Below are 23915 nucleotides of genomic sequence, written 5' to 3'. Positions count from 1 at the left end.
ACGGCTGACGGAGAGCACACAGCACAGCCACCAGCACCAGCTGACGACCCGCAGCTGGCACTCATGGCTGATGGAGGGCAGGCGACGCAGCCCTCAGCGCCAGCCGACTGCTGCCAGGTGGCCGGATGCGCGACGTGAACCGGGTGGAGATGTGCGTCGGCGCCCCATAAAGGTGGGACGCCGATCGCCGTACTGTCAGATGCCGGTGATCGCCGGGTGGAGGTCGGCGACCGGCGGGGTCCAGGTCGCGGCGTCGGCCTCCACCTGCTCCCCCGACCGGATGTCCTTCACCGTGTCCGGCGAGCCCGGGAACCAGACATACGGAATCCCGCGCCGATCCGCGAACTGGATCTGCTTGCCGAACTTGGCCGCGGTCGGCGCCACCTCGGTCGGGATGCCCCGCCGGCGCAGCGCGGACGCGATCCGGTCGCACTCGGCCCGCTGGTCGTCGCTGGGCAGGGCGACGACCACGCAGGTCGGCACCGAGCGGGAGACGGTCAGCGCGTTCTGCCCGAAGAGCAGGCCGAGCATCCGGGACACGCCGATCGAGATGCCGACGCCGGGGAACCGCGTGTTGCCGACCGAGGCCAGCGTCTCGTAGCGGCCACCGGAGCAGATCGAGCCGGCTCGCTCGTACCCCTGCAATTGGGTCTCATAGACGGTGCCGGTGTAGTAATCCAAGCCACGGGCGATCTTGAGTTCGGCCCGGATCAGTCCGGGCGTGTGCTCGTTGGCGGCCTCGACCACCTGGAGCAGCTCGCTCAGGCCTTCGTCGAGCAGCGGGTCGCTGACGCCGAGGGCCCGGACCGCATCGACGAACGACCCGTCGGTGGTCGAGATCTCGGCCAGTTTCAGGCAGGCCGCGGCCTGCGCGTCGGTCGCGCCCGCGGTCTCGACCAGGGCGGCCGCCACCTTCTCGGGCCCGATCTTGTCGAGTTTGTCGACGGTCCGCAGCACCTGGGCCGTGTCGGCCAGGCCGAGGCCCCGGTAGAAGCCTTCGCAGACTTTCCGGTTGTTGACCAGGATCGTCGCCGACGGGATGGGCAGTGACCGGAACACGTCGCCGATGACCAGCGGCATCTCGGTGTCGAAGTGGAACGGCAGCGTGTCCCGGTTGACCACGTCGATGTCGGCCTGCAGGAACTCGCGGTAGCGGCCCTCCTGCGGGCGCTCGCCGCGCCACACCTTCTGGATCTGGTACCGCCGGAACGGGAAGGTCAGCTTGCCGTGGTTCTCGGTGACGAAACGCGCGAACGGCACGGTCAGGTCGAAGTGCAGACCCAGTTGATCATCGGCCTTCGAGGACGACTCGGGGTCTTCCTGGAGGCGGCGCAGCAGGTAGACCTCTTTGGACGTCTCGCCCTTGGACAGCAGCGTGTCCAGCGGCTCGACGGCCCGCGTCTCGAGCGGGGCGAAGCCGTACAACTCGAAGGTGGAACGGATCTTGTCCAGCACGTACTGCTCGATCATGCGCTGGGACGGCAGCCATTCAGGGAAGCCGGAGATGGGCACAGATGCTCCTAAACGAACTAAAGGAAGCGACCGGGCGCCGCGGTCAACTCCCGCAGGTACGGGTTCGACGCGCGCTCACGGCCGATGGTGGTGGCCGGTCCGTGGCCGGGCAGCACGACGGTGTCGTCGGCGAGCGGCAGGATCTTGTCCCGCAGCGACGCCATCATCGTCGGGGTGCTGCCACCCGGCAGGTCGGTGCGTCCGATCGAGCCCGCGAAGAGCACGTCTCCGGAGAGACAGAGTTCCTCCGCGTCCCAGGAGGAGCCCTCGCCCGGCAGGCGGAACAGCACCGACCCGCCGGTATGGCCCGGTGCATGGTCGACAATGACCGAAATGCCGGCAATGTTTAAAGTCGCGCCGTCCACCAAAGAAGCGACGTCGTCGGGCTCGGTGTACTGCATCCGGCCACCGAAGAGCGAGTTCAGATCGGCGCTCAGTCCCTTGGCCGGATCGGCCAGCATCTCCCGGTCGTCCGGGTGCACGTAGGCGGTGATGCCCCGGGCGCCGCAGACCGGCGCGACCGAGAACGTGTGGTCCAGGTGACCGTGCGTGAGCAGCACCGCGGCCGGGGCGAGCCGGTGCTGCGCGAGCACCTCGTCCAACTGGTCGAGCACACCGATACCGGGGTCGACGATCAGGCACTGCTCGCCCGGGCCCGCGGCCACCACATAACAGTTGGTGCCGAAGGCCTGCGCCGGAAAGCTGGCGACGAGCACTGGCCGGTCCCCCTCATCGAGAACTCACAGAAAAACAGGTGCGAATCGTAACGAGCCTAGCTGGGCAGCCGCACACCACTTTCTCAGGAGGTACCCGTACACTCTCCCGAGCGTGTGGCGTGCCGCACCCCTTGACATACACCGGGAAGGACAGCGTTAGTGGCTCCCAGCAAGGACCGGCAGCGCAAGCTAGCGCGCGCGAAATTCGATCGCCAGATGGCCCGCAAGGCCGTCCGGGAGCGCAAGCGTCGCCGCGTCCTGGCCGGCGTGGGCACGGGGCTCGCGGTCCTGCTGGTCGCGGTCGGCGGCGCCTGGATCGGCGGTGCCTTCGACAGCAAGGACACCACCTCGACCGCGGCCGCCGACATCTGTCTGTGGTCGCCGAGCGACACCTCGGCCAACAAGGACCTGAAGGACGTGGGCACACCGCCCACCAAGGACCTTCCGCAGACCGGCACCGAGGCCATGACGATCACCACCAGCCTGGGTGCTCCGATCACGGCCACGCTCGACGTCGCGAGCGCCACCTGCGCCGCCGCGAGCTTCTCCTACCTGGCCGGCAAGCAGTTCTTCGACAACACCGACTGCTTCGAGATCCTGGACATCGGCGCGGTGCACTGCGGCGACCCGAGCGGCACCGGTCAGGGCGGCCCGGCCTACAGCTTCTACGACGAGAACACCCCGGCCGCCGCACCCCAGCCGTCGGCCAGTGCCGCCACCGCGGCCAAGCCCGCGGTGCTCTACCCCTCCGGCACCGTCGCGACGTTCGGCAACCCGCCCGGCAGCAACGGCAGCCAGTTCCTCATCTTCTTCAAGGACTACGCGCCGACCACCGACCCGATCTACTCGATCGTGGGCCAGGTGACCGGCGGGCTGGACACGTTGGCGAAGATCGGCAAGATTCCCACGGTGACCGATGACGCGGGAGACAAGGTCAAGCCCAAGGAGAAGATCACCATCAAGAGCCTGACCGTCGCCGCCGACACTGTCGCGGCAGCTCCCTCGGCGAGCGTGCAGTCGTGAGCACGGAAGAGACCAGGGAAGAGACCAGCAGGAGGAACGACGTGTCGTCGATCAAGGACCGGCAGCGCGCGGCCGCGCGAGCCCGGCTCGAGAAGGAGATGGCCGAGCGCGCCGCGTCCGCGCGTAAGCGGCGGCAGCGCCAGGCGATCATCGGTTCGGCCATCGCCGTCGTGGTGATCGCCGGTGCGGCCGTGTGGATCTTCAGCGCGTTGAAGAAGGACGACAAGAAGACCACCGCGGGCAGCGCCACCGCGGCCGGCACGGTCGCCTGCACCTGGACGCCGGCCGACGCGAGCGCCGGCGGCAAGGTCAAGGACGTCGGGACCCCGCCCGCCAACGTGCCCAACACCGGCACCAGCGTGCTGACCCTGGACACGAACCTGGGCCCGATCGAGGCGACGATCGACCTGAGCAAGGCGCCCTGCACCGGCGCCAGCTACAAGTACCTGGCGTCGAAGAAGTTCCTCGACAACACCAAGTGCCACCGCCTGGTGAACGAGGACAGCTTCAAGGTCCTGCAGTGCGGCGACCCGTTCGCCACCGGCAAGGGCTACCGCGACACCGACGGCACCGGCGGCCCGAGCTACACGATGGCCGAGGAGAACCTGCCGACCGACACGAACAACCCGTACCCCGCGGGTTCGATCGCGATGGCGAACACCGGCCAGCCCGGCTCGACCGGCAGCCAGTTCTTCATCTGCTCGGAGGACACCAAGCTCTCCGCGAACTACACGCTCCTCGGCAAGATCACCAAGGGCCTGGACCTGGTCAAGGACGTGGTCAAGGCCGGCGACGACGAGGCCTTCAAGGCGTCCGCCGGCGGCGGCCACCCGAAGAAGGAACTCGACATCAAGACCATGACGGTCTCCTGACCCGAGCTTTCCGGAAGGAGGGCGGCCCGCTCCGGGTCGCCCTTTTTCTTTTTCCGTACGGACGTCGGAGTCCCCGGGCAGCCCCACGTCGCCAGGCCGCTGCACTCCAGGTCCGCCTCGGCGACTTGCGCATTCGTGGCCACTCACCCTCGCGACCCCCGCCTCACTCCGGCCGGCAACGCGGCTCCCGCCCCCCGGCTGGTGCTCAGGGCTGTCTTATGGCATCAAAAACAGCCCTGAGCACCAGCCGGCCGCCGCGCGACGACGGCTGGCGGGCGACGACGGCTGGCGGGCGACGACGGCTGGCGGGCGACGACGGCTGGCGGGCGACGACGGCTGGCGGGCGACGACGGCTGGCGGGCGACGACGGCTGGCGGGCGACGACGGCTGGCGGGCGACGACGGCTGGCGGGCGACGACGGCTGGCGGGCGACGACGGCGAACGACGAGCGCCGCCCGGGAAAACCCGGGCGGCGCTCGTGTCGCTTCAGCTGTGGGTCAGGCCCCGGAGGTGACCCGGTAGGCGTCGAAGACGCCGTCGACCTTGCGGACCGCCGCCACCAGGTGACCGAGGTGCTTCGGGTCGGCCATCTCGAACGTGAACCGGCTCACCGCCACCCGGTCCCGCGTCGTGGTCACCGTCGCGGACAGGATGTTGACCCGCTCCTCGGAGAGGACCCGCGTCACGTCGGCCAGCAGCTTGTGCCGGTCGAGCGCCTCGACCTGGATGGCGACCAGGAACGTCGACGCGGACGTCGGCTTCCAGCTCACCTCGACCACCCGCTCCTCCTGCTCGCGCAGGTCCTGAGCGTTGGCGCAGTCCTCCCGGTGCACGCTGACCCCGCCCGAGCGGGTGACGAAACCGAACACGGCGTCGCCCGGCACCGGGGTGCAGCAGCGGGCCAGTTTCACCCAGACGTCGGAGACACCCTTCACCACCACGCCCGGATCCTGCGCGGTGCTGCGGTTGCGCGGCGGGCGGGTCGCGACGGCGGTCTCGGCGATGTCCTCGACCGCGCCCTCCTCGCCGCCGAAGCCGGCGACGAGTTTGGCGACCACGGACTGGGCCGAGACGGTGCTCTCCCCCACCGCGGCGTAGAGCGAGGTGACGTCGGGCAGGTGCAGGTCACGCGCGATCGTCGTGAGGTTCTCACTGGTCAGCATGCGCTGCAGGGGCAGACCCTGCTTGCGCATCGCCTTGACGATCGCGTCCTTCCCGTCCTCGATCGCCTCCTCGCGGCGCTCCTTGTTGAAGAACTGCCGGATCTTCGTCCGCGCCCGGGGGCTCTTGACGAAGCCGAGCCAGTCCTGCGTCGGGCCGGCCGTGCTGGACTTGGACGTGAAGATCTCGATCACGTCGCCGTTGGAGAGCGTCGACTCCAGCGGCACCAGTTTGCCGTTGACCCGGGCGCCGATGCACTTGTGCCCGACCTCGGTGTGCACCGCGTACGCGAAGTCGACCGGGGTCGACCCCGTGGGCAGCGGGATCACGTCGCCCTTGGGCGTGAAGACGTACACCTCCTGGCTGGAGAGGTCGAAGCGCAACGCGTCCAGGAACTCGGACGGGTCGCTCGCCTCCCGCTGCCAGTCGAGCAGCTGCCGCAGCCAGGTCATCTCGTCGATGTGAGCCGGCGGGCCGACGATCGTCGCGCCCTTCTGCTCCTTGTACTTCCAGTGCGCGGCGATGCCGAACTCGGCCGTGCGGTGCATCGCGAACGTCCGGATCTGCATCTCGACCGGCTTGCCGGTCGGACCGATCACGGTCGTGTGCAGCGACTGGTACATGTTGAACTTCGGCATCGCGATGTAGTCCTTGAACCGGCCCGGCACCGGCTGCCAGTTCGCGTGGATCACTCCGAGCGCGGCGTAGCAGTCGCGGACCGTGTCGACCAGGATGCGGACGCCGACCAGGTCGTAGATGTCGTTGAAGTCCCGGCCCCGGACGATCATCTTCTGATAGATCGAGTACAGGTGCTTGGGGCGGCCGGTGGTCTCGGCCTTGATCTTCGCCGACTTCAGGTCGAGGCTGACCCGGTTCGTCACCTGGCGCAGCAGCGCCTCGCGCTGCGGCTGGTGCTCCCCGATCAGGCGGTTGATCTCCTCGAACCGCTTGGGGAACAGGGTGCCGAAGGCCAGGTCCTCCAGCTCCCACTTGATCGTGTTCATACCCAGCCGGTGGGCCAGCGGGGCCAGGATCTCCAGCGTCTCCTTGGCCTTCTGCTCCTGCTTGGCGCGGGGCAGGAAGGTCAGGGTGCGCATGTTGTGCAGCCGGTCGGCCAGCTTGATCACCAGGACGCGCGGGTCCTTGGCCATGGCGACGACCATCTTGCGGATCGTCTCGGCCTTGGCCGCGTCGCCGAGCTTCACCCGGTCGAGCTTGGTGACGCCGTCGACGAGCAGCGCCACCTCGGCGCCGAAGTCGTTGCGCATCTGTTCGAGGCCGTAGTCGGTGTCCTCGATCGTGTCGTGCAGCAGCGCGGCCACCAGCGTGGTGGTGTCCATGCCCAGGTTGGCCAGGATGGTGGCGACGGCCAGCGGATGCGTGATGTACGGATCGCCGGACTTCCGGTACTGCCCCGAGTGCCAGCGCGCGGCGACGTCGAACGCCTTCTGCAGCTGGCGCACGTCACCCTTGGGGTGGCTGGCCCGGTGCGTGGCGATCAGCGGTTCGAGCACCTCGCTGACCTGCGTGCTCTGCCAGGGCGCGTTGAACCGGGCCAGACGGGCGCGAACCCGCCGCCCGGTGGGCGCGCTGGCGAAGCCGAACCCGGTGGTCTCACCGGTCGAGGATGGCTGAGCGAGCTCCAGTTCACCGGAGACCGCCGGTGCGGCTCCGTTCCCGTTGACAGAGGTCTTCTCGTCCACGCCGGGCTGGTCAGCGGGCGGAACCTCGCCCGTGCCGCTCCGCGAGTTGTGGGTCGGTTGCACCGTGCCCTCCGCCGGAGGGACGACGTCGCTGGACACCGGCCTCCCCATCACCTTCGCCAAGTTGAGTAACTCCCCAGGGGGTGGGCCCTCTGGAACGACCATCCTACCCGCACCGACCTCGCGATTGCCCTGGCTGAACCAGCGGATTCAGGTGGACCGACCGGTCGAAACCCAGCGAAGCCGGGTCAAACGGTCAGCAACGCGTGCACCGTACGGGGACCGAGTTTTTCCCGTCCGTCCAGGAAGCCCAGCTCCATCAGGACGGAGAAGCCGGACACCGTGCCCCCGGCCCGTTCCACCAGGTCCATCGCGGCCGCCGCGGTGCCCCCGGTGGCGAGCACGTCGTCGACCACCAGGACGCGCTGTCCGGCGATGAACGCGTCCTCGTGCACCTCCAGGGTGGCCTCACCGTATTCCAGCGCGTACGAGGCGGACAGCGCCTTCCGCGGCAGCTTCCCGGCCTTGCGGATCGGGACCACGCCGGTGCCGGTCGCGTAGGCCAGCGCCGCCGCCACCACGAACCCCCGCGCCTCCACGCCCGCCACCACGTCGAACGACGCACGCCCGTGATGAGTGACGATCGCATCGATCACCTGGCGGAACACCGCGCCGTCGGCGAAGAGCGGCATCAGGTCCTTGAAGACGACGCCGGGCTTCGGGAAATCCGGCACGTCGATGCTGACGCCGGCCACCAGGGCCGCCACCTCGGGCCCGCTGTCCCCGGTCACGGGGGCGTTCTCGCTAGTCACGGCGGACAGCCTAAAGGCCCGCCACCAGGACATGGTGACGGGCCTCAGGTTCGAGCTGAGTTGCTAGCGCTTCCCACTGAGCCTTTTGGCTCCGCTTCGCTGCGCGGGCGATCGCCTGGTACCCGATGAGATGACTCGTGGGTTTCCGGCGCCCGCAAACCCCACGGCCACCGAAAACCCTCGTGTCATCTCATCGGCGGCGATCGCCGGGGCGGTTGTTGTTGTTGCGCCGGGCCTGCGGGCGGGCGCCCGGGCGCGGGGTGGTGCTGCCGGCCATGGCCGGGACGTCCGAGTCCGTCGCGTTGGCCGGGCGGCTCCGGTCGCCCTTGGCGACGTCGTCCGACCGGGTCGTGCGCCGGGCCAGGACCCGGGCGTTGTGCGCCTTGATCTTCGGCTCCTGGTCCTTCAGCGCGCTGAGCACCGGCGCCGCGAACAGGATCGAGGAGAGCACGCCGAAGCCCATGCCGACGAAGAGCACCAGACCGAGGTCCTTCAGCGTGCCGGCGCCGAGCAGGCCGGCACCGATGAAGAGCAGACCGCCGACCGGCAGCAGAGCCACCAGACCGGTGTTCAGCGAGCGCATCAGCGTCTGGTTGACGGCCAGGTTGGTCGCCTCCGAGTAGGTGCGGGTGCTGCCCGCGGTGATCCCGCGGGTGTTCTCCTGCACCTTGTCGAAGACGACGACCACGTCGTACAGCGAATAACCGAGAATCGTCAGGAAGCCGATCACCGTGGACGGCGTCACCTCGAAGCCGACGAGCGAGTAGACGCCGGCCGTGAGCACCAGGTCGAGCAGCAGCGAGGCCAGCGCGGCGATCGCCATCCGCAACTCGAACCGGATGATCAGGTACGCCACCACGAGCACCAGGAACACGATCAGACCGATCACGGCCTGCCGGGTGACCTGACCGCCCCAGGCCGCCGACACCTGATTGTCACTGATCTTGCTGGCGTCCACCCCGAGGTCCTTGACCAGGGTCGCCTTGGCCTCCTCGGCCTCGGACGGGCTGAGGGCGGTGGCGCGGACCGTGTACGTGGCGTCCTTGCCGTCGCCGACCTTCTGGGCGGCGCCGATCGAGGCCTCCGGGTTGGCCGACTGGACGGCCCGATCGACCGCGGCGGCCACGTCGTTCTGGGTCAGCGTCTTGCCGGACGCCGAGGCCGGCACGCTGAACGACGTGCCACCGGCGAACTCGATGCCGAGCTCGAACTGCCGGATCACGAAGCTGCCGATCGAGATCAGCACCAGCGCGGCCGCAATCGTGAACCACATCTTCCGGCGGCCCACGATGTTGATGTTGGCTTCACCCGCGTAGAGGCGGGACGCGAGACCGGAACTGGCCATCTCAGGCCTCCTTCACACGCGAGGAGACGGACTCCTCGGTCGAGTTGCGGCGCAGGACGCGGCCCAGGCCACTGACCCGCGGCGACAGGAACGCCTTGGTGTTGGCGAACATGGTCATGATCGGGTGCCGGAAGAGGAACACCACGAGCAGGTCGAGCACGGTCGCGAGACCCATCGCGAAGGCGAAGCCCTGGACCGCGCCGATCGACACGATGTAGAGCACCACCGCACACATGATGGTGATCGTGTTCGCCGAGATGATCGTCCGGCGGGCCCGGTGCCACGCCCGCGGCACCGCGCTGCGTGGCGAACGGCCCTCGTGGATCTCGTCCTTGAGCCGCTCGAAATAGATGACGAACGAGTCGGCGGCGACACCCAGTGACACGATGAACCCGGCGATACCGGCCAGGGTCAGCGTGTAACCGATGGTCCGCCCCAGGAAGATCAGCGCACCGAAGGTGAGCAGACCGGACAGCAGCAGGCTCAGGAAGATGACCGAGCCGAGCAGGCGGTAGTAGAAGAACGCGTACACCGCCACCAGCGCCATGCCGATCGCCGCGGCGAGCAGACCGGCCTGCAGCTGCTGCAGACCGAGCGTCGCCGAGATGGTCTGCATCGGGCCGGCCGAGAAGGTGACCGGGATGGCACCGAACTTGAGCTGGTCGGCCAGCTGCTTCGCGGTGACCGCGGTGAAGCTGCCGGTGATCTGCGAGGAACCGGTCAGCACGGCCTGGATCTGCGGCGCCGACAGGATCTCCTTGTCCAGCATGACCGCGACCGCGCAGTGCTCGGCCGAGCCGTAGAGCGCCTGGACGGCGGTGTAGCAGGGGTCGCTGGAGGTCGCGTTGTACGCCACCCGGGTCAGGTCGGCCCACTTCTTCTGGCCCTCGCTCTTGAAGTCGAGCGAGACCACCCACTGGCCGTTCTGGCTGTCGAGCTGCGGGCTGGCGCTGGAGACGTCGTCACCGACGACCTTCGCCTTGTCCATCAGAACCTTGGCCTGGCCGCTGTAGCAGGCGACGACCTGCGCGTCCGGGTTGTCGATGGAGCCGTTCGGCCGCTTGTCGAGCTGGTCGCAGCTGATCGTGGGGATGTTGAACTGCATCTCCGGGCTGAGCGCGGCCACCTCGGCCGGCGACAGCGCGTTGAACGCCTTGTAGGCCAGACCGGCCTTCGGGTCGCTGGTCAGGTCGACCGGGGCGGTCAGCTTCTGGGCCTGCGCCCACAGCGGCGCGCCGACCTTCTTGGCGATCGCCTCGCGCTGCTGCTCGACGCTCGCGGTGACCGGAGCCTCCGAGGCCGCGGCGCTCGGGGTGGCGGCCGGAGCCGCGGCCGACGGGGCCGCGCTCGGGGTCACCGACGGGGTGGCGCTGGGCACCGCCTCGCCACCGCCCTGGCCACCGGTGCCGGCCGACGGGCCGGAGGTCACCGACGGGGCGCTCCCGCTGGTCACCGGGGCGACCGAGCCGGACGGCGCGACCGACGGGGCGGCACCGCTGGGCGCGACGCTGGGCGACGGCGACGCCGGGTTCAGCGCGCTCGCGGCCACGTCCCCGGTCGTCCCGATCAGGAGCCGGAACCGCATGTTGGCGGCGTTACCGAGGTCCTTGAGCTGGTCGTCGGCCTTGCCGGCGAGGGAGACCACGATCGTGTTCCGGCCCTGGACCACCACCTCGGCCTCGGAGACACCGAGCGCGTTGACCCGGTTCTCGATGATCTGGCGAGCCTGGTCCATCGCCTCCTGCGTCGGATCCCCACCGGCCTGAGTGGCGATGTAGGTGGCCTGCGTGCCGCCGACCAGATCCAGGCCGAACTTCGGCTTCAGGCGTTCGGTGAAGCTGCCCTTGGCGTCACCGGCGAAGAAGACCAGCAGATACAGGACGACGAAGATCAGGCCGAGCACGCCGAGTTGGCGTCCAGGATGCATCTGTCCCTGTGGTGGTCGTGCCACGGCGTTAGGTCTCCCTGTGTTCGGCCGCGACCCGCGCGGCGCTGTCGATCGATGGCCGGCCGTCGACGGTCGGACGGCGGCCGGAGCGGACCGGGCCCGCCGGCAGGGAAGCCGGGGCCGGTCCGAGGTGGATCTTGTCAGTCCTGCTTACGGACGTCGACGACCGGGTTCGGCGTCTCCTCGATGACGGGTTCCGTGCTGGTGACGGGTTCCTCGTCGGCCTCGGTGACCGGCTCGTCGGCGCGGGTGACCACGCGGGCGATGGCCGGGCGGGCGAAGCGAACCTGAACCTCCGGAGCGATCTCCAGAGTCACCACGTCGTCCTCGATGCCCACCACGGTGCCGTGCAGGCCGCCGATGGTGACGATCTCGTCGCCGGGGCCGAGCTTGTTCTGCAGCTCCATCGCCTCACGGCGCCGCTTCTGCTGCGGCCGCATCACCAGGAAATACATCACGCCGATGATGAGGACGAAGGGCAGGAACAGGCTCAGCGGGTTACCCCCGCCGGCGGACTCGGCCACGCTAAACACGAGAAAAGCCTTCCGTAGGCCCCCGGGATCCCTGTGGAGATCGTGCCGGGGCGTCAAAACATCCGGGTTGAAGCGGGGGCGAGTCTAATCGGTCAACCTGGAGACTACGAATGCGGCACACGTCACGTTCACATCACGAGGGATATTTATGTATCTCGTGCGAACAGGTCCCCCTGAAACACCCCGGACCTGCCGTCTTGGGGTGGAGTCTTCCCGAGATGCGCCCAGCCCGCTTCGGTGGCGACCCGGCCCCGCGGAGTCCGCGCGAGCAACCCGGCCCGCACCAGGAACGGCTCACACACCTCCTCCACGGTGTCGGACTGCTCACCGACCGCGACGGCCAGGGTGGAGAGACCGACCGGACCGCCCTTGAACGACTCGATCAGCGCCCGCAGCACGGCACGGTCCAGCCGGTCCAGGCCGAGCGCATCGACGTCGTACACCTTCAGCGCCGCCTTGGCGATCTCGACGGTGACCACGCCGTCGCCGCGCACCTCGGCGTAGTCCCGGACCCGGCGCAGCAGCCGGTTCGCGATACGCGGCGTGCCCCGGGAGCGCCCGGCGATCTCGGCGGCCCCCTCGGCCGTGATCGGCACTCCGAGGATCCGCGCCGTACGGTGCAGCAGCGCGTCCAGATCGGCCGGTGAGTAGAAGTCCAGGTGCGCGACGAAACCGAACCGGTCGCGCATCGGACCGGTCAGCAGGCCGGCCCGGGTGGTCGCGCCGACCAGCGTGAACGGCTCCACGTCGAGCGGGATCGCGGTGGCCCCCGGCCCCTTGCCGACCACCACGTCGACCCGGAAGTCCTCCATCGCGCTGTAGAGCAGTTCCTCGGCCGGCTTGGCGATCCGGTGGATCTCGTCGATGAAGAGCACGTCGCCCTCGGAGAGCCCGGTCAGGATCGCGGCCAGGTCACCCGAGCGCTCGATCACCGGGCCGCTGGTGGTCCGGATCCCGGTGCCCAGCTCGGCCGCCACGATGTTGGCCAGGGTGGTCTTGCCCAGGCCGGGCGGGCCGGAGAGCAGGATGTGGTCGGGCGGCGTGCCCCGGCCCATCGACGCTTTCAGCAGCAGTTCCAGCTGGTCACGGACCCGATGCTGGGCGATGAAGTCGACCAGCCGGCGTGGCCGGACACTGGCCTCGGCATCCAGTTCCTCGTCATGAACATCCGGAGACAGATCGCTCATCGCGTCTTGCCCAGCAGCCGGATCGCCTGACGCAGCAGCATCGGCACCGGCGGCACCTCACCGTCGATCGTCTCGCCGATCGCGGCGACCGCCTGATCGGCCTGGCTCGCGCTCCAGCCGAGCGCGAGCACGCCCTGCCGGACCTGGTCCTGCCAGCCGCCGGCGAGCACACTGGTGCCCGCCCCGTCGCCGAACCCGATCGGGCCGATCTTGTCCTTCAGCTCCACGATCATCTTCTCGGCGCCGCGCTTGCCGATGCCCGGGACCTGGGTCAGCGCCGCGATGTCACCGCCGCCGATCGCACGGCGTACGGAATCGGGTTGATGAACCGCGAGCACCGCCTGAGCGATCCGCGGGCCGACCCCGTTGGCCGTCAGGAGCAGCTCGAAGAGCTGCCGTTCGTCGTCGTCGGCGAAACCGTAGAGGGTGAGCGAGTCCTCCCGGACGATGAGCGTGGTGGCCAGCCGCGCCTCGGCCCCGGAGCGCAGCGAGGCCAGCGTGTTCGGCGTGCAGAACACGCGCATGCCGACACCGCCGACCTCGACCACGGCACTGTCCGGAAGGATCGCGGTGACCACACCGCGCACGCTGGCGATCATCGGCTGCTCCTGCGGGCGGCGGCGATCGCCGCGGCTTGGATCTTCGCGCGGGTGCCCCCGCGCCAGATGTGACAGATGGCGATGGCGATGGCGTCGGCCGCGTCGGCCGGCTTGGGCGGCGCGTCGAGCTTCAGCAGGCGGGTGACCATGGCCGTGACCTGTGCCTTGTCGGCGGTGCCGGACCCGGTCACGGCCGCCTTGACCTCACTCGGGGTGTAGGTCGTCACCGGCAGGCCGGCCCGCGAGCCGGCCAGGATCGCGACCGCGCTGGCCTGCGCCGTGCCCATCACGGTACGCGCGTTGTGCTGCGAGAACACCCGCTCGACGGCCACGCTCTCCGGCTTGTGCCGGGCCACCAGCTCGCCCAGGCTCCGGTCCAGGTGCAGCAGTCGCAGCGCGATGTCCTCGTCCGGTTCCGAGCGGACCACGTGATACGCGATCAGCGTGCCGGGACGGCCGGGCACCCCCTCGACCACACCGACGCCACACCGGGTGAGACCCGGGTCGATGCCGAGCACGCGCACACGGCCTCCCCTCACGTACGTGTGTTCGACACCCTAGTACGCGGCCCTCTTGCGCCCGCCGCCGACACGCCTCGACGATGGGCGTGGGAGGTCACCATGTACCTCATTCCGCCGATGGACGAGGATCCGCCACCGGAGTTCGTCGATACCGTCGCCGCCCACGAGCGCGAGCTGCGGCACGCGGCCCTGCGCCTGACCGGCGGCAATCCGGTCGGCCACGAGATCTACCAGGAAGCGCTGATCGACCTGGCCGCCCACTGGCGCCGCCTGCACTTCTGGGGCCGCCTCACGGATTCCGACGCCCCCGGCGTCTACCTGCACAAACGCATCCTGAAACGCACCAAGGCGTGGCGCGACGACCAGGTCTACGAGGTCGAGGTCCGCGTGCTCCGCACGCCGGAAAAACAGTTGGTCCAGGTGGGCGGCCCGGCCGCCAGCATCGCTTTCCACAAGGCCGCTCTGATTGACAGTACGGCCCGAGCAGGTTTACTCACCCTCGCCGACGCGGCCGTGGCCTGGTGTCACGCGTGGCGCCGCTCCGAACACCGCCGTATAGCCCGACTCGTCATCGGCAGCCTCGCACTGGTCGGCGCCACCATCCAGTGGATCTCCTGGCTCGCATCTCCGGGCGCGTGACGCCGACGGACGGCCACAGGCGCGCGGACCGGACGGTCATGCCCCGGCGCTGAGCCGCTTCGGCCGGAACCGGAAACGCGGACGGGCCGGTCCCCGCGCATTTCCAGGATGCACCCGGGAATGCACGAGGACCGGCCCGTCCGACCCTCGGATCACTCAGCTTCGAGCTTGGCCATGACCTCGTCGGAGACGTCGAAGTTGGCGTAGATCTCCTGCACGTCGTCGCAGTCCTCGAGCGCGTCGATCAGCTTGAGGACCTTGCGGGCGGCGTCCTCGTCCACCTCGACCGTCATGGTCGGGATCAGCGGGGACTCGGCCGAGTCGTAGTCGATGCCGGCGCCCTGCAGCGCGGTGCGCACCGCGACCAGGTCGGTCGGCTCGCTGATCACCTCGAACGTGTCGCCCAGGTCGTTGATGTCCTCGGCGCCGGCCTCCAGCACCGCCAGCATGATGTCGTCCTCGGTCAGCTCGCCCTTCGGGACGATCACCACGCCCCGGCGGTTGAACAGGTAGGACACCGAACCGGCGTCCGCGAACGTGCCGTTGTTGCGGGTCAGCCGGGTGCGCACCTCGGTGGCGGCGCGGTTCCGGTTGTCGGTGAGGCACTCGATGAGCAGGGCGACACCGTTCGGCCCGTAACCCTCGTACATGATCGTCTGCCAGTCGGCGCCGCCGGCTTCGAGGCCGGAGCCGCGCTTGACCGCGTTGTTGATGTTGTCGTTCGGAACCGACGACTTCTTGGCCTTCTGGATGGCGTCGTAGAGCGTGGGGTTACCGGCCGGGTCACCACCACCGGTCCGGGCCGCGACCTCGATGTTCTTGATCAGCTTGGCGAACATCTTGCCGCGCTTGGCGTCGACGACAGCCTTCTTGTGCTTGGTCGTCGCCCACTTGGAGTGGCCGGACATGCGTAACCTCCGTGTCTACCGTGCGGGTGCGGCCTGGCGGACCATCTCGACGAAGTACCGGTGGACGCGAAGGTCGCCGGTCAGCTCCGGGTGGAATGCCGTGGCGAGCAGGTTCCCCTGCCGAACGGCGACAATCCTACCGTCGGCGGCGCCGGAAGCGACGCGGCCCAGCACCCGCACGTCGGGGCCGACCTGCTCGACCCACGGGGCGCGGATGAAGACGGCGTGAAACTCGCCGCCCTCGATGCCCTCGATCTCCACCGGCGCCTCGAACGAGTCGACCTGCCGGCCGAAGGCGTTGCGCCGGACCGTCATCTCGATCCCCTGGAAGGACTCCTGATCGGGACGGCCGTCCAGCACCGTGGTCGCCAGCATGATCATGCCGGCGCAGGAACCGTACACCGGCATGCCGTCGGCGATCCGCTTCCGGATCGGGTCGAGCAGACCGAAAGTGATCGCCAGATTGCTCATCGTCGTGGACTCGCCGCCGGGGATCACCAGTGCGTCGACCTCGGCCAGCTCCTCCGGGCGGCGGATCGGACGGGCCAGGACGTCCGACTCGGCCAGGGCGGACAGATGTTCGCGCACGTCGCCCTGCAGGGCCAGCACTCCGATGTTCACGGCACCAACTGTAGGACGCCCCGGACGAGCTAATGCAGGCCACCAGGGGGTCGATTGGCTATCGAGGCGTTCGCACGCCGCTTCGTAGGATCGCCGTACCGAAATCGCGCACGAGGAGTCGCATGTCTGAGAACCAGCCCGCCGTCGGAACCGCCCGCGTCAAGCGCGGCATGGCGGAGATGCTCAAGGGCGGCGTGATCATGGACGTCGTCACCCCCGAGCAGGCGAAGATCGCCGAGGACGCCGGTGCCGTCGCCGTCATGGCGCTGGAGCGGGTCCCGGCCGACATCCGCGCCCAGGGCGGCGTGTCCCGGATGTCGGACCCCGACATGATCGACGGCATCATCAACGCCGTCTCCATCCCGGTCATGGCCAAGGCCCGGATCGGCCACTTCGTCGAGGCCCAGGTGCTGATGGCGCTGGGTGTCGACTACATCGACGAGTCCGAGGTCCTGACCCCGGCCGACTACGCCAACCACATCGACAAGTGGCAGTTCACCGTGCCGTTCGTGTGCGGCGCGACGAACCTGGGCGAGGCGCTGCGGCGGATCACCGAGGGCGCCGCCATGATCCGGTCGAAGGGCGAGGCCGGCACCGGCGACGTGTCCAACGCGACCACCCACATGCGCAAGATCCGCGGCGAGATCCGCCGGCTGCAGACCCTGCCCGAGGACGAGCTGTACGTCGCCGCCAAGGAGCTTCAGGCGCCGTACGAGCTGGTCAAGGAGGTTGCCGAGGCGGGCAAGCTGCCGGTCGTGCTGTTCACCGCGGGCGGCATCGCGACGCCCGCCGACGCCGCGATGATGATGCAGCTGGGCGCCGAGGGCGTGTTCGTCGGCTCCGGCATCTTCAAGTCCGGCAACCCGCAGCAGCGGGCCGAGGCGATCGTCAAGGCCACCACGTTCCACGACGACCCGGACGTGATCGCCAAGGTGTCGCGCGGGCTGGGCGAGGCCATGGTCGGCATCAACGTCGACGAGATCCCGCAGCCCCACCGGCTGGCCGAGCGCGGCTGGTAACGAGCACGTCGGAAAGGGCCGTCCCGCCGGGGCGGCCCTTTCCTGTTCACACGGCTTGGACCGGCAGCGCCTCGGACGAGGGCACCGGGGCCGGCGTCGGCAGCGGGGGCATCACCGGCTCGACGATGTCGAAGTAGCGGGGTCGCGGATACCGCCCGGGCAGCCGCAGCACCCGCACGAACTTGCGCCGCCGCGCGGTCAGAGCGTCCCGCACCAGGTCGGTGTGCACCTGCCGGGCCAGCACGACCCGCCGGCTGCTGACGATCAACGTGCGGGCCGCCGGGTCCCCGGGGTCGAGGTCGATCCCCTGCAGCTGGCGGGTCAGGTCGTTCTCGGCCGATTCGCGTTCGTCCGGTTCGGCGTCCAGGGCGAGCCGGGCCGCGGCGTAGAGCTCGACGGATTCCAGGTGTTCGGCGACGACCGCGGCGGCCGCGGCGCGGCGCAGCAGGTGGGCGTCGAGGGCGCGTTCGGCCGACTGGGCGCGGGCGTGGACCCGCTCGACCCGCTGGGCGGTCCAGCCGAGGTACGCCGAGAAGATCGCGGCCAGCACGACGACACCCACCACCCACCACATGCGGGGCATCGTAGTGCCGGATTGTGTCGGACCGTCACCTGCCCCGAGCCGATCAGGCCCCGTCGTCGTCGAAGACGCGCCCGTCGGTGGCCTCGATCGCCGTGGTGTAGACCTCGAGGACCCGCCCGGCCACACTCGGCCAGTCGAACGTCCCGACGGCTTGACGTGCGCAGGAGGCCAGGTCGGCCCGGCGGGCCGGGTCGTCGAGCAGGTCGCCGAGCAGTTTCGTGAGGGCGGACGCGTCGCCGGTGGGGAAGAGCGCGCCGGCCCGGCCTCCGTCCAATACCCGACGGAACGCGTCGAGGTCGCTGGCGGCGATCGCGGCGCCGGCGGCCATCGCCTCGGTGAGGATCATGCCGAAGCTCTCGCCGCCGGTGTTGGGGGCGACGTAGACGTCGACGCTGCGCAGCATCCGCGCCTTGTCCGGCTCGCTGACCAGGCCCAGGAACTCGACCCGGGAGTGCAGTTCGGGCGGGATGTCGTCGAACAACTCGTCGCGGTCGCCCGGCCCGGCGACCAGCAGGCGCAGATCGGGCCTTTCCGCGGCGAGCGTGACGAACGCCGTACGCACAAGCGGGAAGCCCTTGCGGGACTCGGTGAAGCGGCCGAGGAAACCGAGAGCACCGCCCTGGCCGGGCCATCCGGGCAATGGCGAAGCCGAGGCGAATTTGCGGACGGCGACGCCGTTGGGGATCTCGACGGCACCGCCGCCGAGGTGTTCGACCTGGACCTTGCGGGCCAGTTCGCTGACCGCGATGCGCGCGGTGATCTTCTCCATCACCGGCTGCAGGAAGTTCTGGGCGACGGCGAGCGCCCGCGACCGGGTCATCGCGGTGTGGAACGTGGCGACGACCGGGCCGCGTGCGGAGATCACCGCGAGCAGGGAGAGGCTGGGCGTGAGGGGCTCGTGCACGTGCAGGACGTCGAATTCGCCGCGGGCCAGCCAGCGACGCACCCGGGCGGTGGAGACCGGGCCGAACGCGATGCGGGCGACCGAGCCGTTGTACGGCAGCGGCAGCGCCCGCCCGGCCGGCACCAGGTAGTCGGGCAGTTCCGCGTCCTCGTCGGCCGGGGCGAGCACGCTGACGTGGTGACCGAGTTCGATCAGCGCCTCGGCCAGGTCCATGATGTGGTTCTGCACACCGCCGGGGACGTCGAACGAGTACGGCGAGACGATCCCGATCCGCACGCGCCGCCCCCTAGACCCAGAGTTTCTGGAGCATGTGCCAGTCCTGCGGGTGTTCGGCGATCCCGGCCGCGAAGGCGTCGGCCATCAGCTGCGTGGTCCGTTTGACCCGTTCGTCGAGCGGGCCGTCCTCGGGCGGGGTGATCTTCCGGAGCCGGGCCTCGACGCGGTGCTCGGAGAACCAGCAGTCGACCGCGTACATCGGCGCGCCGGTGCGGATGGCCAGGATGGCCGGGCCGGCCGGCATGCGGGCGGTGCCGCCGAAGAAGTCGACCGGGACGCCGCTGCGGGACAGGTCCCGGTCGGCCAGCAGCGGGACGACCCAGCCCTCGGTCAGGCGCTCGGCCAGCACGTCGAGCGGGGGCCGGTCGCCGCCGGTGAGCGGCAGCACGTGCATGCCGAGGCTCTCGCGGTAGTCCAGGAACTTCTTGTAGACCGACTCGGGTTTGAGCCGCTCGGCGACGGTGATCATCCGCCAGTCGTGGGAGACCACCCAGGCCGCCGCGGCATCCCAGTTGGCGACGTGCGGAAGGGCCAGGACCAGGCCTTTCCCGTCCGCGATGTCCTTCTTCATGGCCTCGTAGGAGTCGGTCTCCATGAAGAACCCGGCCGCGTTCTGCGCCCGGTTCTGGGACGGCAGGCGAAAAGCCTCCATCCAATATCTGGCGTACGAGCGCAGCCCGTCCCGGACCAGGGTCTCCGGCATGTCGGCGCCCACCACCTGCTGGTAGTTGCGCCGCAGCCGCTGGGTGCCCTTGCCGTTGGCCTTCCAGGCCCGGTCGGCGGCCCGGGTGAACAGCGCCCGGGCCATCGGCAGCGGCATGGCCCGGACCAGGCCCCACCCGGCGGTGTAGCCGAGCGCGATCAGCCGGTCCTTCACTCGGGGAGTTCCTTGACCTCGGTGCGGGCCGCGTGGATCAGCCGCTGGAAGACGGTGACCAGGGAGAGCGCGGCGAGCACCCAGAGCGCCGCGGGCAGGCCCCAGTCCAGTCCGGCCGCGCCCAGCAGGCCGCCGACACCGACGATGAGCAGGCGTTCGAGGCGCTCGGCGAGGCCGACGTCGGCGTTCAGGCCGAGGCTCTGCGCCCGGGCCTTCACGTAGGAGACGACCTGGCCGGCGACGAGGCTGATCAGTGCGGCGATCGTTCCGCCGTACGGATTGCCCTTCCCGGCCATGTAGAAGACGACGGCTCCGAAGACCGCACCGTCGGCGAGGCGGTCCATGGAGGAGTCGAGGAGTGCCCCGAATTTCCCGGTTCCGCCGCGCATGCGGGCCATCGTGCCGTCGAGCGCATCGGTGAGAGCGAAGGCGGTTACGATCACGGTGCCTGCGAGGAGATGTCCTCGCGCCCCGAAATAGGAACCGATGAGCACACCGACGGTGCCCGCGACGGTGACGGCGTTGGGTGTAACGCCGATCTTGAGCAGGAAACGTGCGACCGGGTTGACGCCGTACGAGACGACGGCACGGGCCGTTACTTGAACGATCTTTGCCATGGCCGTCCCACCATAACGGCGCGCGCCTGATCACGGTACGGCTCGCCCCCCGGTTGGCCGGATCGTCACCATCCGGCACCTCTGGTGCCCATCGGTCCTTGCGACCGGGACGTCCCCGGGTGTGGGATTTGTAGAACAGCGGCGTAACAAAGAAGAAACGACAGGAGCGCTCGGCATGGCGCAGAAGACTTCGGAGAAAGGGCTCTCCGGCGCGGCCGCGCCGGTGGTGACCGAGCCCGGCAGGGTACGCAACGTGGTGCTGGTCGGCCACTCCGGTGCCGGGAAGACCACGCTGGTGGAGGCCCTGCTCGCGGCCACCGGCACGATCTCCCGGGCCGGCACGGTGGCCGACGGCACCACGGTGACCGACAACGATCCGGCCGCGGTCCGGCAGCAACGTTCGGTGGCGCTGTCCTGCGCCCCGGTCGTGCACCAGGACGTCAAGGTCAACCTGCTGGACACGCCCGGGTACGCCGATTTCGTCGGTGAACTGCGGGCCGGGCTGCGCGCGGCCGACGCGGCCCTGTTCGTGATCTCCGCGGTGGACGGCGTCGACGAGGCGACGGTCGGGCTGTGGGAGGAGTGCGCCGCGGTCGGCATGCCGCGGGCGGTCGCGATCACCCGGCTGGATCACCCGCGGGCCGACTACGAGCAGACGCTGCAGGACTGCCAGGACGCGTTCGGCGAGAACGTGATGCCGATCTACCAGCCGATGCTGGGCGACGACGGCCAGTCGGTGGTCGGACTGATCGGCCTGGTCTCGCTGCGGGTGCTGGACTATTCGCAGGGCTACCCGCCGCGGGTCGGCGAGGCCGAGCCCGAGCACCTGAACCCGATCGCCGACGACCGGAACCAGCTCATCGAGGGGATCATCGCCGAGAGCGAGGACGAGACCCTGATGGACCGCTACATCGGCGGGGAGCTGATCTCCACCGAGGCGCTGATCCCGGACCTGGAGAAGGCGGTCGCGCGGGGCAATTTCTACCCGGTCGTGCCGGTCTGCGCGGGCACCGGGGTCGGGCTCGACGCGCTGCTGGACGGCCTGGTCAACGCCGGCCCGTCGCCGCTGGAGCACGACCTGCCGGTGGTCACCGGGGTGGACGGCGCGCCGCGTCCGCCGCTGATCTGCGACCCGGACGGTCCGCTGGTCGCCGAGGTGGTCCGTACCACGATCGACCGGCACGTGGGCCGGGTGTCACTCGTCCGGGTGTTCTCGGGCACGCTGCGGCCGGACCAGACGCTGCACGTCTCCGGTCACGGGCTGGCCGAGCGCGGCCACCCGGACCACGACGCCGACGAGCGGGTGGCGCACGTCTACACCCCGCTCGGCGCGACGCTGCGCGAGGTCGGGGCGTGTGTGGCCGGTGACATCTGTGCGATCACCAAGTCCGGGTCGGCCGAGACCGGGGACACCCTGTCCGGCAAGGACGACCCGATGCTGATGGCGCCCTGGTCCATGCCGGAGCCGCTGCTGCCGATCGCGGTCGTCGCCAAGACCCGTTCCGACGAGGACGCGCTGGCCAAGAACCTGGCCCGGCTGGTCGCCGGTGACCCGACGCTGCGCCTGGAGCGCAACCCGGACACCCACCAGCTGGTGCTCTGGACGATGGGCGAGTCACACGCCGACGTGGTCCTCGACCGGCTGCGCTCCGGGGGCGTCGAGCTGGACACCGAGCCGGTGAAGGTGTCGCTGCGGGAGACCTTCGGGGCCAAGGCCAAGGGGCACGGGCGGCACGTCAAGCAGTCCGGCGGCCACGGGCAGTACGCGGTCTGCGACATCGAGATCGAGCCTCTCCCCCGCGGCAGCGGCTTCCAGTTCGTGGACAAGGTGGTCGGTGGCGCGGTGCCGCACAACTACATCCCGTCCGTCGAGAAGGGGGTCCGCGCGCAGTTGGAGAAGGGCATCGTGGCCGGTTACCCGGTCGTCGACCTGAAGGTCACGCTCGTCGACGGCAAGGCGCACAGTGTGGACTCCTCGGACGCGGCGTTCCAGACCGCGGGGGCGCTGGCGTTGCGCGAGGCGGCCGGCGCGGGCCAGATGACGCTGCTGGAACCGGTGGACGAGATCGTGGTGCGGGTGCCCGACACCTACGTCGGTGCCGTGATGAGCGACCTGTCCGGGCGCCGGGGACGGCCGCTCGGCACGGACACCGAGGACGGTGGCGGGCACAGTCTCGTCCGGGCCGAGGTGCCGGCCATCGAGCTGGTCCGCTACGCGGTGGAGCTGCGGGCGATCTCGTCCGGGGCGGGCACGTTCTCCCGCTCCTACCTGCGGCACGAGCCCATGCCCGGACATCTCGCCGAAGGGGTCAAGAAGGAGCACGCCACCCACTAGACGGTGATCGCGTTGGCCGCCTCGTGCATCGGCGCGAGCACCTTGTCGATGACCTTCTCCTTCTGCGGGTGGAACCTGAGGGTCCGCATCCCGTAGTTGCGGAAGGCGATGTTGAGGCGGCCACCGGGCACCATGTCCTTCACCATCTTCCGGCCGAAGGCCAAATTCTTTTCGACGTACGTCCGCATGGCGCTCTCGTAGGTGGCGAAGCCGTCCGGCTCACCGAGGTGCTGCCCCAGCACATACGCCCCGACCAGCGCGAGTGACGTGCCCTGGCCGGAGGCCGGCGAGGGGCAGTGCGCGGCGTCGCCGAGCAGCACGACCCGCCCCGAGGACCAGGACGGCAGCTCGACCTGGCTCATCGAGTCGAAGTAGAAGTCGGGCGCCTGGTCCATCGCGTCCAGGAACTCGTCCGAGCGCCAGCCCTGACCGGCGAACGCGTCCCGGACCAGCTGCTTCTGCGCCTCGGGGTCACGGCGGTCGTAGGCCACCTCGGGCGAGGCGAAGACCATGCCGACGCGGGCCGGCTGGTCGGCCTCCATCGCGTAGGCGAAGATCAGCCGCCCGGGCCGGGAGTAGAACAGCTCCTCGCGGACGACGCCCAGGTCGTTCGGGACCGAGAAGATCGAGATGTACGCACCCAGGTGGTTCAGCGGGGTGTCGCCGAGAACCGTGCGCCGGGTCAGCGAGTGCAGCCCGTCGGCGCCGACCACGTAGTCGAACCGGCGGGGCGCGCCCTTCTCGAAGGTGACGTCGACACCGTCCGGCCCGTCGGTGAGGCCGGCGATGGAGTCGCCCCACACGTATTCGACGTCGCCCTCGGTGGCGTCGTGCAGGATGCGGCTGAGGTCCCAGCGCATGATCTCCAGATCGTCGCCGCGGCGGCCCATCAGCAGGTCGGCCGGGAGTTTGGCGATCGGGGCGCCGTCCTTCTTCACGTAGGTGATCTGCTGCATGCCGGTGTCGGCGGCCTGGGCGGCGGCCAGCAGGCCCATCTTGCGCAGCACCTCGGTGGCCGAGCCGCGCACGTCCACCTTGTAGCCACCCTCGCGGGGCTCGGCCGCGCGCTCCACCACGGTCACCTCGAAGCCGCGCTTGACCAGCCAGAAGGCGAGAGCAGGACCGCCGATGCCGGCGCCGGAGATCAGTACCCGTGAGTTCGTCATGCGAGTTACTATACAAACGTATTAGACGTTTGTATAGA

At 69.7% G+C, this 23915-nt stretch carries 22 protein-coding genes; 5 read left to right on the top strand and 17 right to left on the bottom strand.

Translation table 11 applies throughout. The features are described 5' to 3' along the window. Window positions 1–195: 195 nt before the first annotated feature. Both hisS and ACSHV8_RS50950 read right to left on the bottom strand, forming a co-directional pair. A complete protein-coding gene (gene hisS, locus ACSHV8_RS50955) occupies window positions 196–1512 on the bottom strand; it encodes a histidine--tRNA ligase (RefSeq protein ID WP_436527812.1) in 1317 nt (438 codons plus the stop codon). A 17-nt stretch (window positions 1513–1529) separates the two neighbouring features. Next, a complete protein-coding gene (locus tag ACSHV8_RS50950; protein WP_436527810.1) occupies window positions 1530–2228 on the bottom strand; it encodes an MBL fold metallo-hydrolase in 699 nt (232 codons plus the stop codon). Window positions 2229–2387: 159 nt separating this feature from the next. Between ACSHV8_RS50950 and ACSHV8_RS50945 the strand changes: the two genes are divergently transcribed. Both ACSHV8_RS50945 and ACSHV8_RS50940 read left to right on the top strand, forming a co-directional pair. Continuing rightward, on the top strand, window positions 2388–3251 hold the full coding sequence (locus ACSHV8_RS50945; protein ID WP_436527808.1) for a peptidylprolyl isomerase: 864 nt from the start codon (window positions 2388–2390) through the stop codon (window positions 3249–3251). Window positions 3252–3292: 41 nt separating this feature from the next. Further along, on the top strand, window positions 3293–4123 hold the full coding sequence (locus ACSHV8_RS50940) for a peptidylprolyl isomerase (protein WP_436537354.1): 831 nt from the start codon (window positions 3293–3295) through the stop codon (window positions 4121–4123). A 497-nt stretch (window positions 4124–4620) separates the two neighbouring features. Here ACSHV8_RS50940 and ACSHV8_RS50935 read toward each other — a convergent pair whose 3' ends face one another. The 8 genes from ACSHV8_RS50935 to ruvC all read right to left on the bottom strand — a co-directional run bounded on the left by ACSHV8_RS50935 (window position 4621) and on the right by ruvC (window position 13935). Beyond that, window positions 4621–7086 carry a RelA/SpoT family protein gene (locus ACSHV8_RS50935; RefSeq protein ID WP_436527806.1) on the bottom strand — a complete coding sequence of 822 codons (2466 nt, stop codon included), beginning with the start codon at window positions 7084–7086 and terminating at the stop codon, window positions 4621–4623. 149 nt (window positions 7087–7235) lie between these two features. Further along, window positions 7236–7799, bottom strand: a complete 564-nt coding sequence (locus ACSHV8_RS50930; protein WP_436527804.1) for an adenine phosphoribosyltransferase — start codon at window positions 7797–7799, stop codon at window positions 7236–7238. Window positions 7800–7989: 190 nt separating this feature from the next. Beyond that, complete coding sequence (gene secF, locus ACSHV8_RS50925; protein WP_436527802.1) at window positions 7990–9144, bottom strand: protein translocase subunit SecF; 1155 nt, start codon at window positions 9142–9144, stop codon at window positions 7990–7992. Between the two features lies 1 nt (window position 9145). After that, entirely contained in the window at window positions 9146–11071 is a 1926-nt protein-coding gene (gene secD / locus ACSHV8_RS50920) for a protein translocase subunit SecD (RefSeq protein ID WP_436527800.1), read from the bottom strand. A 161-nt stretch (window positions 11072–11232) separates the two neighbouring features. Beyond that, entirely contained in the window at window positions 11233–11625 is a 393-nt protein-coding gene (gene yajC / locus ACSHV8_RS50915; RefSeq protein ID WP_436527798.1) for a preprotein translocase subunit YajC, read from the bottom strand. A 146-nt stretch (window positions 11626–11771) separates the two neighbouring features. Continuing rightward, window positions 11772–12812, bottom strand: a complete 1041-nt coding sequence (gene ruvB / locus ACSHV8_RS50910) for a Holliday junction branch migration DNA helicase RuvB (RefSeq protein ID WP_436527796.1) — start codon at window positions 12810–12812, stop codon at window positions 11772–11774. Further along, complete coding sequence (gene ruvA, locus ACSHV8_RS50905) at window positions 12809–13411, bottom strand: Holliday junction branch migration protein RuvA (protein ID WP_436527794.1); 603 nt, start codon at window positions 13409–13411, stop codon at window positions 12809–12811. The genes ruvB and ruvA overlap by 4 nt, the downstream gene beginning before the upstream one ends. Then, on the bottom strand, window positions 13408–13935 hold the full coding sequence (gene ruvC / locus ACSHV8_RS50900; protein ID WP_436527792.1) for a crossover junction endodeoxyribonuclease RuvC: 528 nt from the start codon (window positions 13933–13935) through the stop codon (window positions 13408–13410). Before ruvC ends, ruvA begins: the two co-directional genes overlap by 4 nt. Before the next feature lie 96 nt (window positions 13936–14031). Between ruvC and ACSHV8_RS50895 the strand changes: the two genes are divergently transcribed. Next, entirely contained in the window at window positions 14032–14571 is a 540-nt protein-coding gene (locus ACSHV8_RS50895; RefSeq protein ID WP_436527790.1) for a hypothetical protein, read from the top strand. 152 nt (window positions 14572–14723) lie between these two features. Here ACSHV8_RS50895 and ACSHV8_RS50890 read toward each other — a convergent pair whose 3' ends face one another. Both ACSHV8_RS50890 and pdxT read right to left on the bottom strand, forming a co-directional pair. Next, window positions 14724–15479: a YebC/PmpR family DNA-binding transcriptional regulator gene (locus tag ACSHV8_RS50890; RefSeq protein WP_436527788.1), complete on the bottom strand. Its 756-nt coding sequence runs from the start codon at window positions 15477–15479 to the stop codon at window positions 14724–14726. A 15-nt stretch (window positions 15480–15494) separates the two neighbouring features. Next, on the bottom strand, window positions 15495–16100 hold the full coding sequence (pdxT, locus tag ACSHV8_RS50885) for a pyridoxal 5'-phosphate synthase glutaminase subunit PdxT (RefSeq protein WP_436527786.1): 606 nt from the start codon (window positions 16098–16100) through the stop codon (window positions 15495–15497). A gap of 122 nt (window positions 16101–16222) precedes the next feature. On the opposite strand from pdxT, the gene pdxS reads away from it, so the two are divergent. Next, on the top strand, window positions 16223–17119 hold the full coding sequence (pdxS, locus tag ACSHV8_RS50880) for a pyridoxal 5'-phosphate synthase lyase subunit PdxS (RefSeq protein ID WP_436527784.1): 897 nt from the start codon (window positions 16223–16225) through the stop codon (window positions 17117–17119). A 46-nt stretch (window positions 17120–17165) separates the two neighbouring features. On the opposite strand, the gene ACSHV8_RS50875 is transcribed toward pdxS, so the two are convergent. The 4 genes from ACSHV8_RS50875 to pgsA are packed head-to-tail and all read right to left on the bottom strand — an operon-like array spanning window position 17166 to window position 20376. Continuing rightward, the gene (locus tag ACSHV8_RS50875; RefSeq protein ID WP_436527782.1) at window positions 17166–17693 is read right to left on the bottom strand and encodes a hypothetical protein; all 528 of its coding nucleotides are present in this window, start codon (window positions 17691–17693) and stop codon (window positions 17166–17168) included. Window positions 17694–17745: 52 nt separating this feature from the next. Next, complete coding sequence (locus ACSHV8_RS50870; RefSeq protein WP_436527780.1) at window positions 17746–18882, bottom strand: glycosyltransferase family 4 protein; 1137 nt, start codon at window positions 18880–18882, stop codon at window positions 17746–17748. A 10-nt stretch (window positions 18883–18892) separates the two neighbouring features. Next, a complete protein-coding gene (locus tag ACSHV8_RS50865) occupies window positions 18893–19759 on the bottom strand; it encodes a phosphatidylinositol mannoside acyltransferase (protein WP_436527779.1) in 867 nt (288 codons plus the stop codon). Continuing rightward, window positions 19756–20376 (bottom strand): phosphatidylinositol phosphate synthase, encoded by a 621-nt coding sequence (pgsA, locus tag ACSHV8_RS50860; RefSeq protein ID WP_436527777.1) that lies wholly within the window; start codon window positions 20374–20376, stop codon window positions 19756–19758. The genes ACSHV8_RS50865 and pgsA overlap by 4 nt, the downstream gene beginning before the upstream one ends. Before the next feature lie 175 nt (window positions 20377–20551). Between pgsA and ACSHV8_RS50855 the strand changes: the two genes are divergently transcribed. Then, entirely contained in the window at window positions 20552–22711 is a 2160-nt protein-coding gene (locus ACSHV8_RS50855) for an elongation factor G-like protein EF-G2 (RefSeq protein ID WP_436527775.1), read from the top strand. On the opposite strand, the gene ACSHV8_RS50850 is transcribed toward ACSHV8_RS50855, so the two are convergent. Further along, window positions 22708–23877, bottom strand: a complete 1170-nt coding sequence (locus ACSHV8_RS50850; RefSeq protein ID WP_436527773.1) for an FAD-dependent monooxygenase — start codon at window positions 23875–23877, stop codon at window positions 22708–22710. The two genes, ACSHV8_RS50855 and ACSHV8_RS50850, sit on opposite strands and share 4 nt — an antisense overlap. Window positions 23878–23915 lie beyond the last annotated feature (38 nt).

Source organism: Actinoplanes sp. HUAS TT8 (genome assembly GCF_051380535.1).
In the GTDB taxonomy this organism is placed as follows: domain Bacteria; phylum Actinomycetota; class Actinomycetes; order Mycobacteriales; family Micromonosporaceae; genus Actinoplanes.
This window is presented reverse-complemented; position numbering and strand designations above follow the sequence as displayed.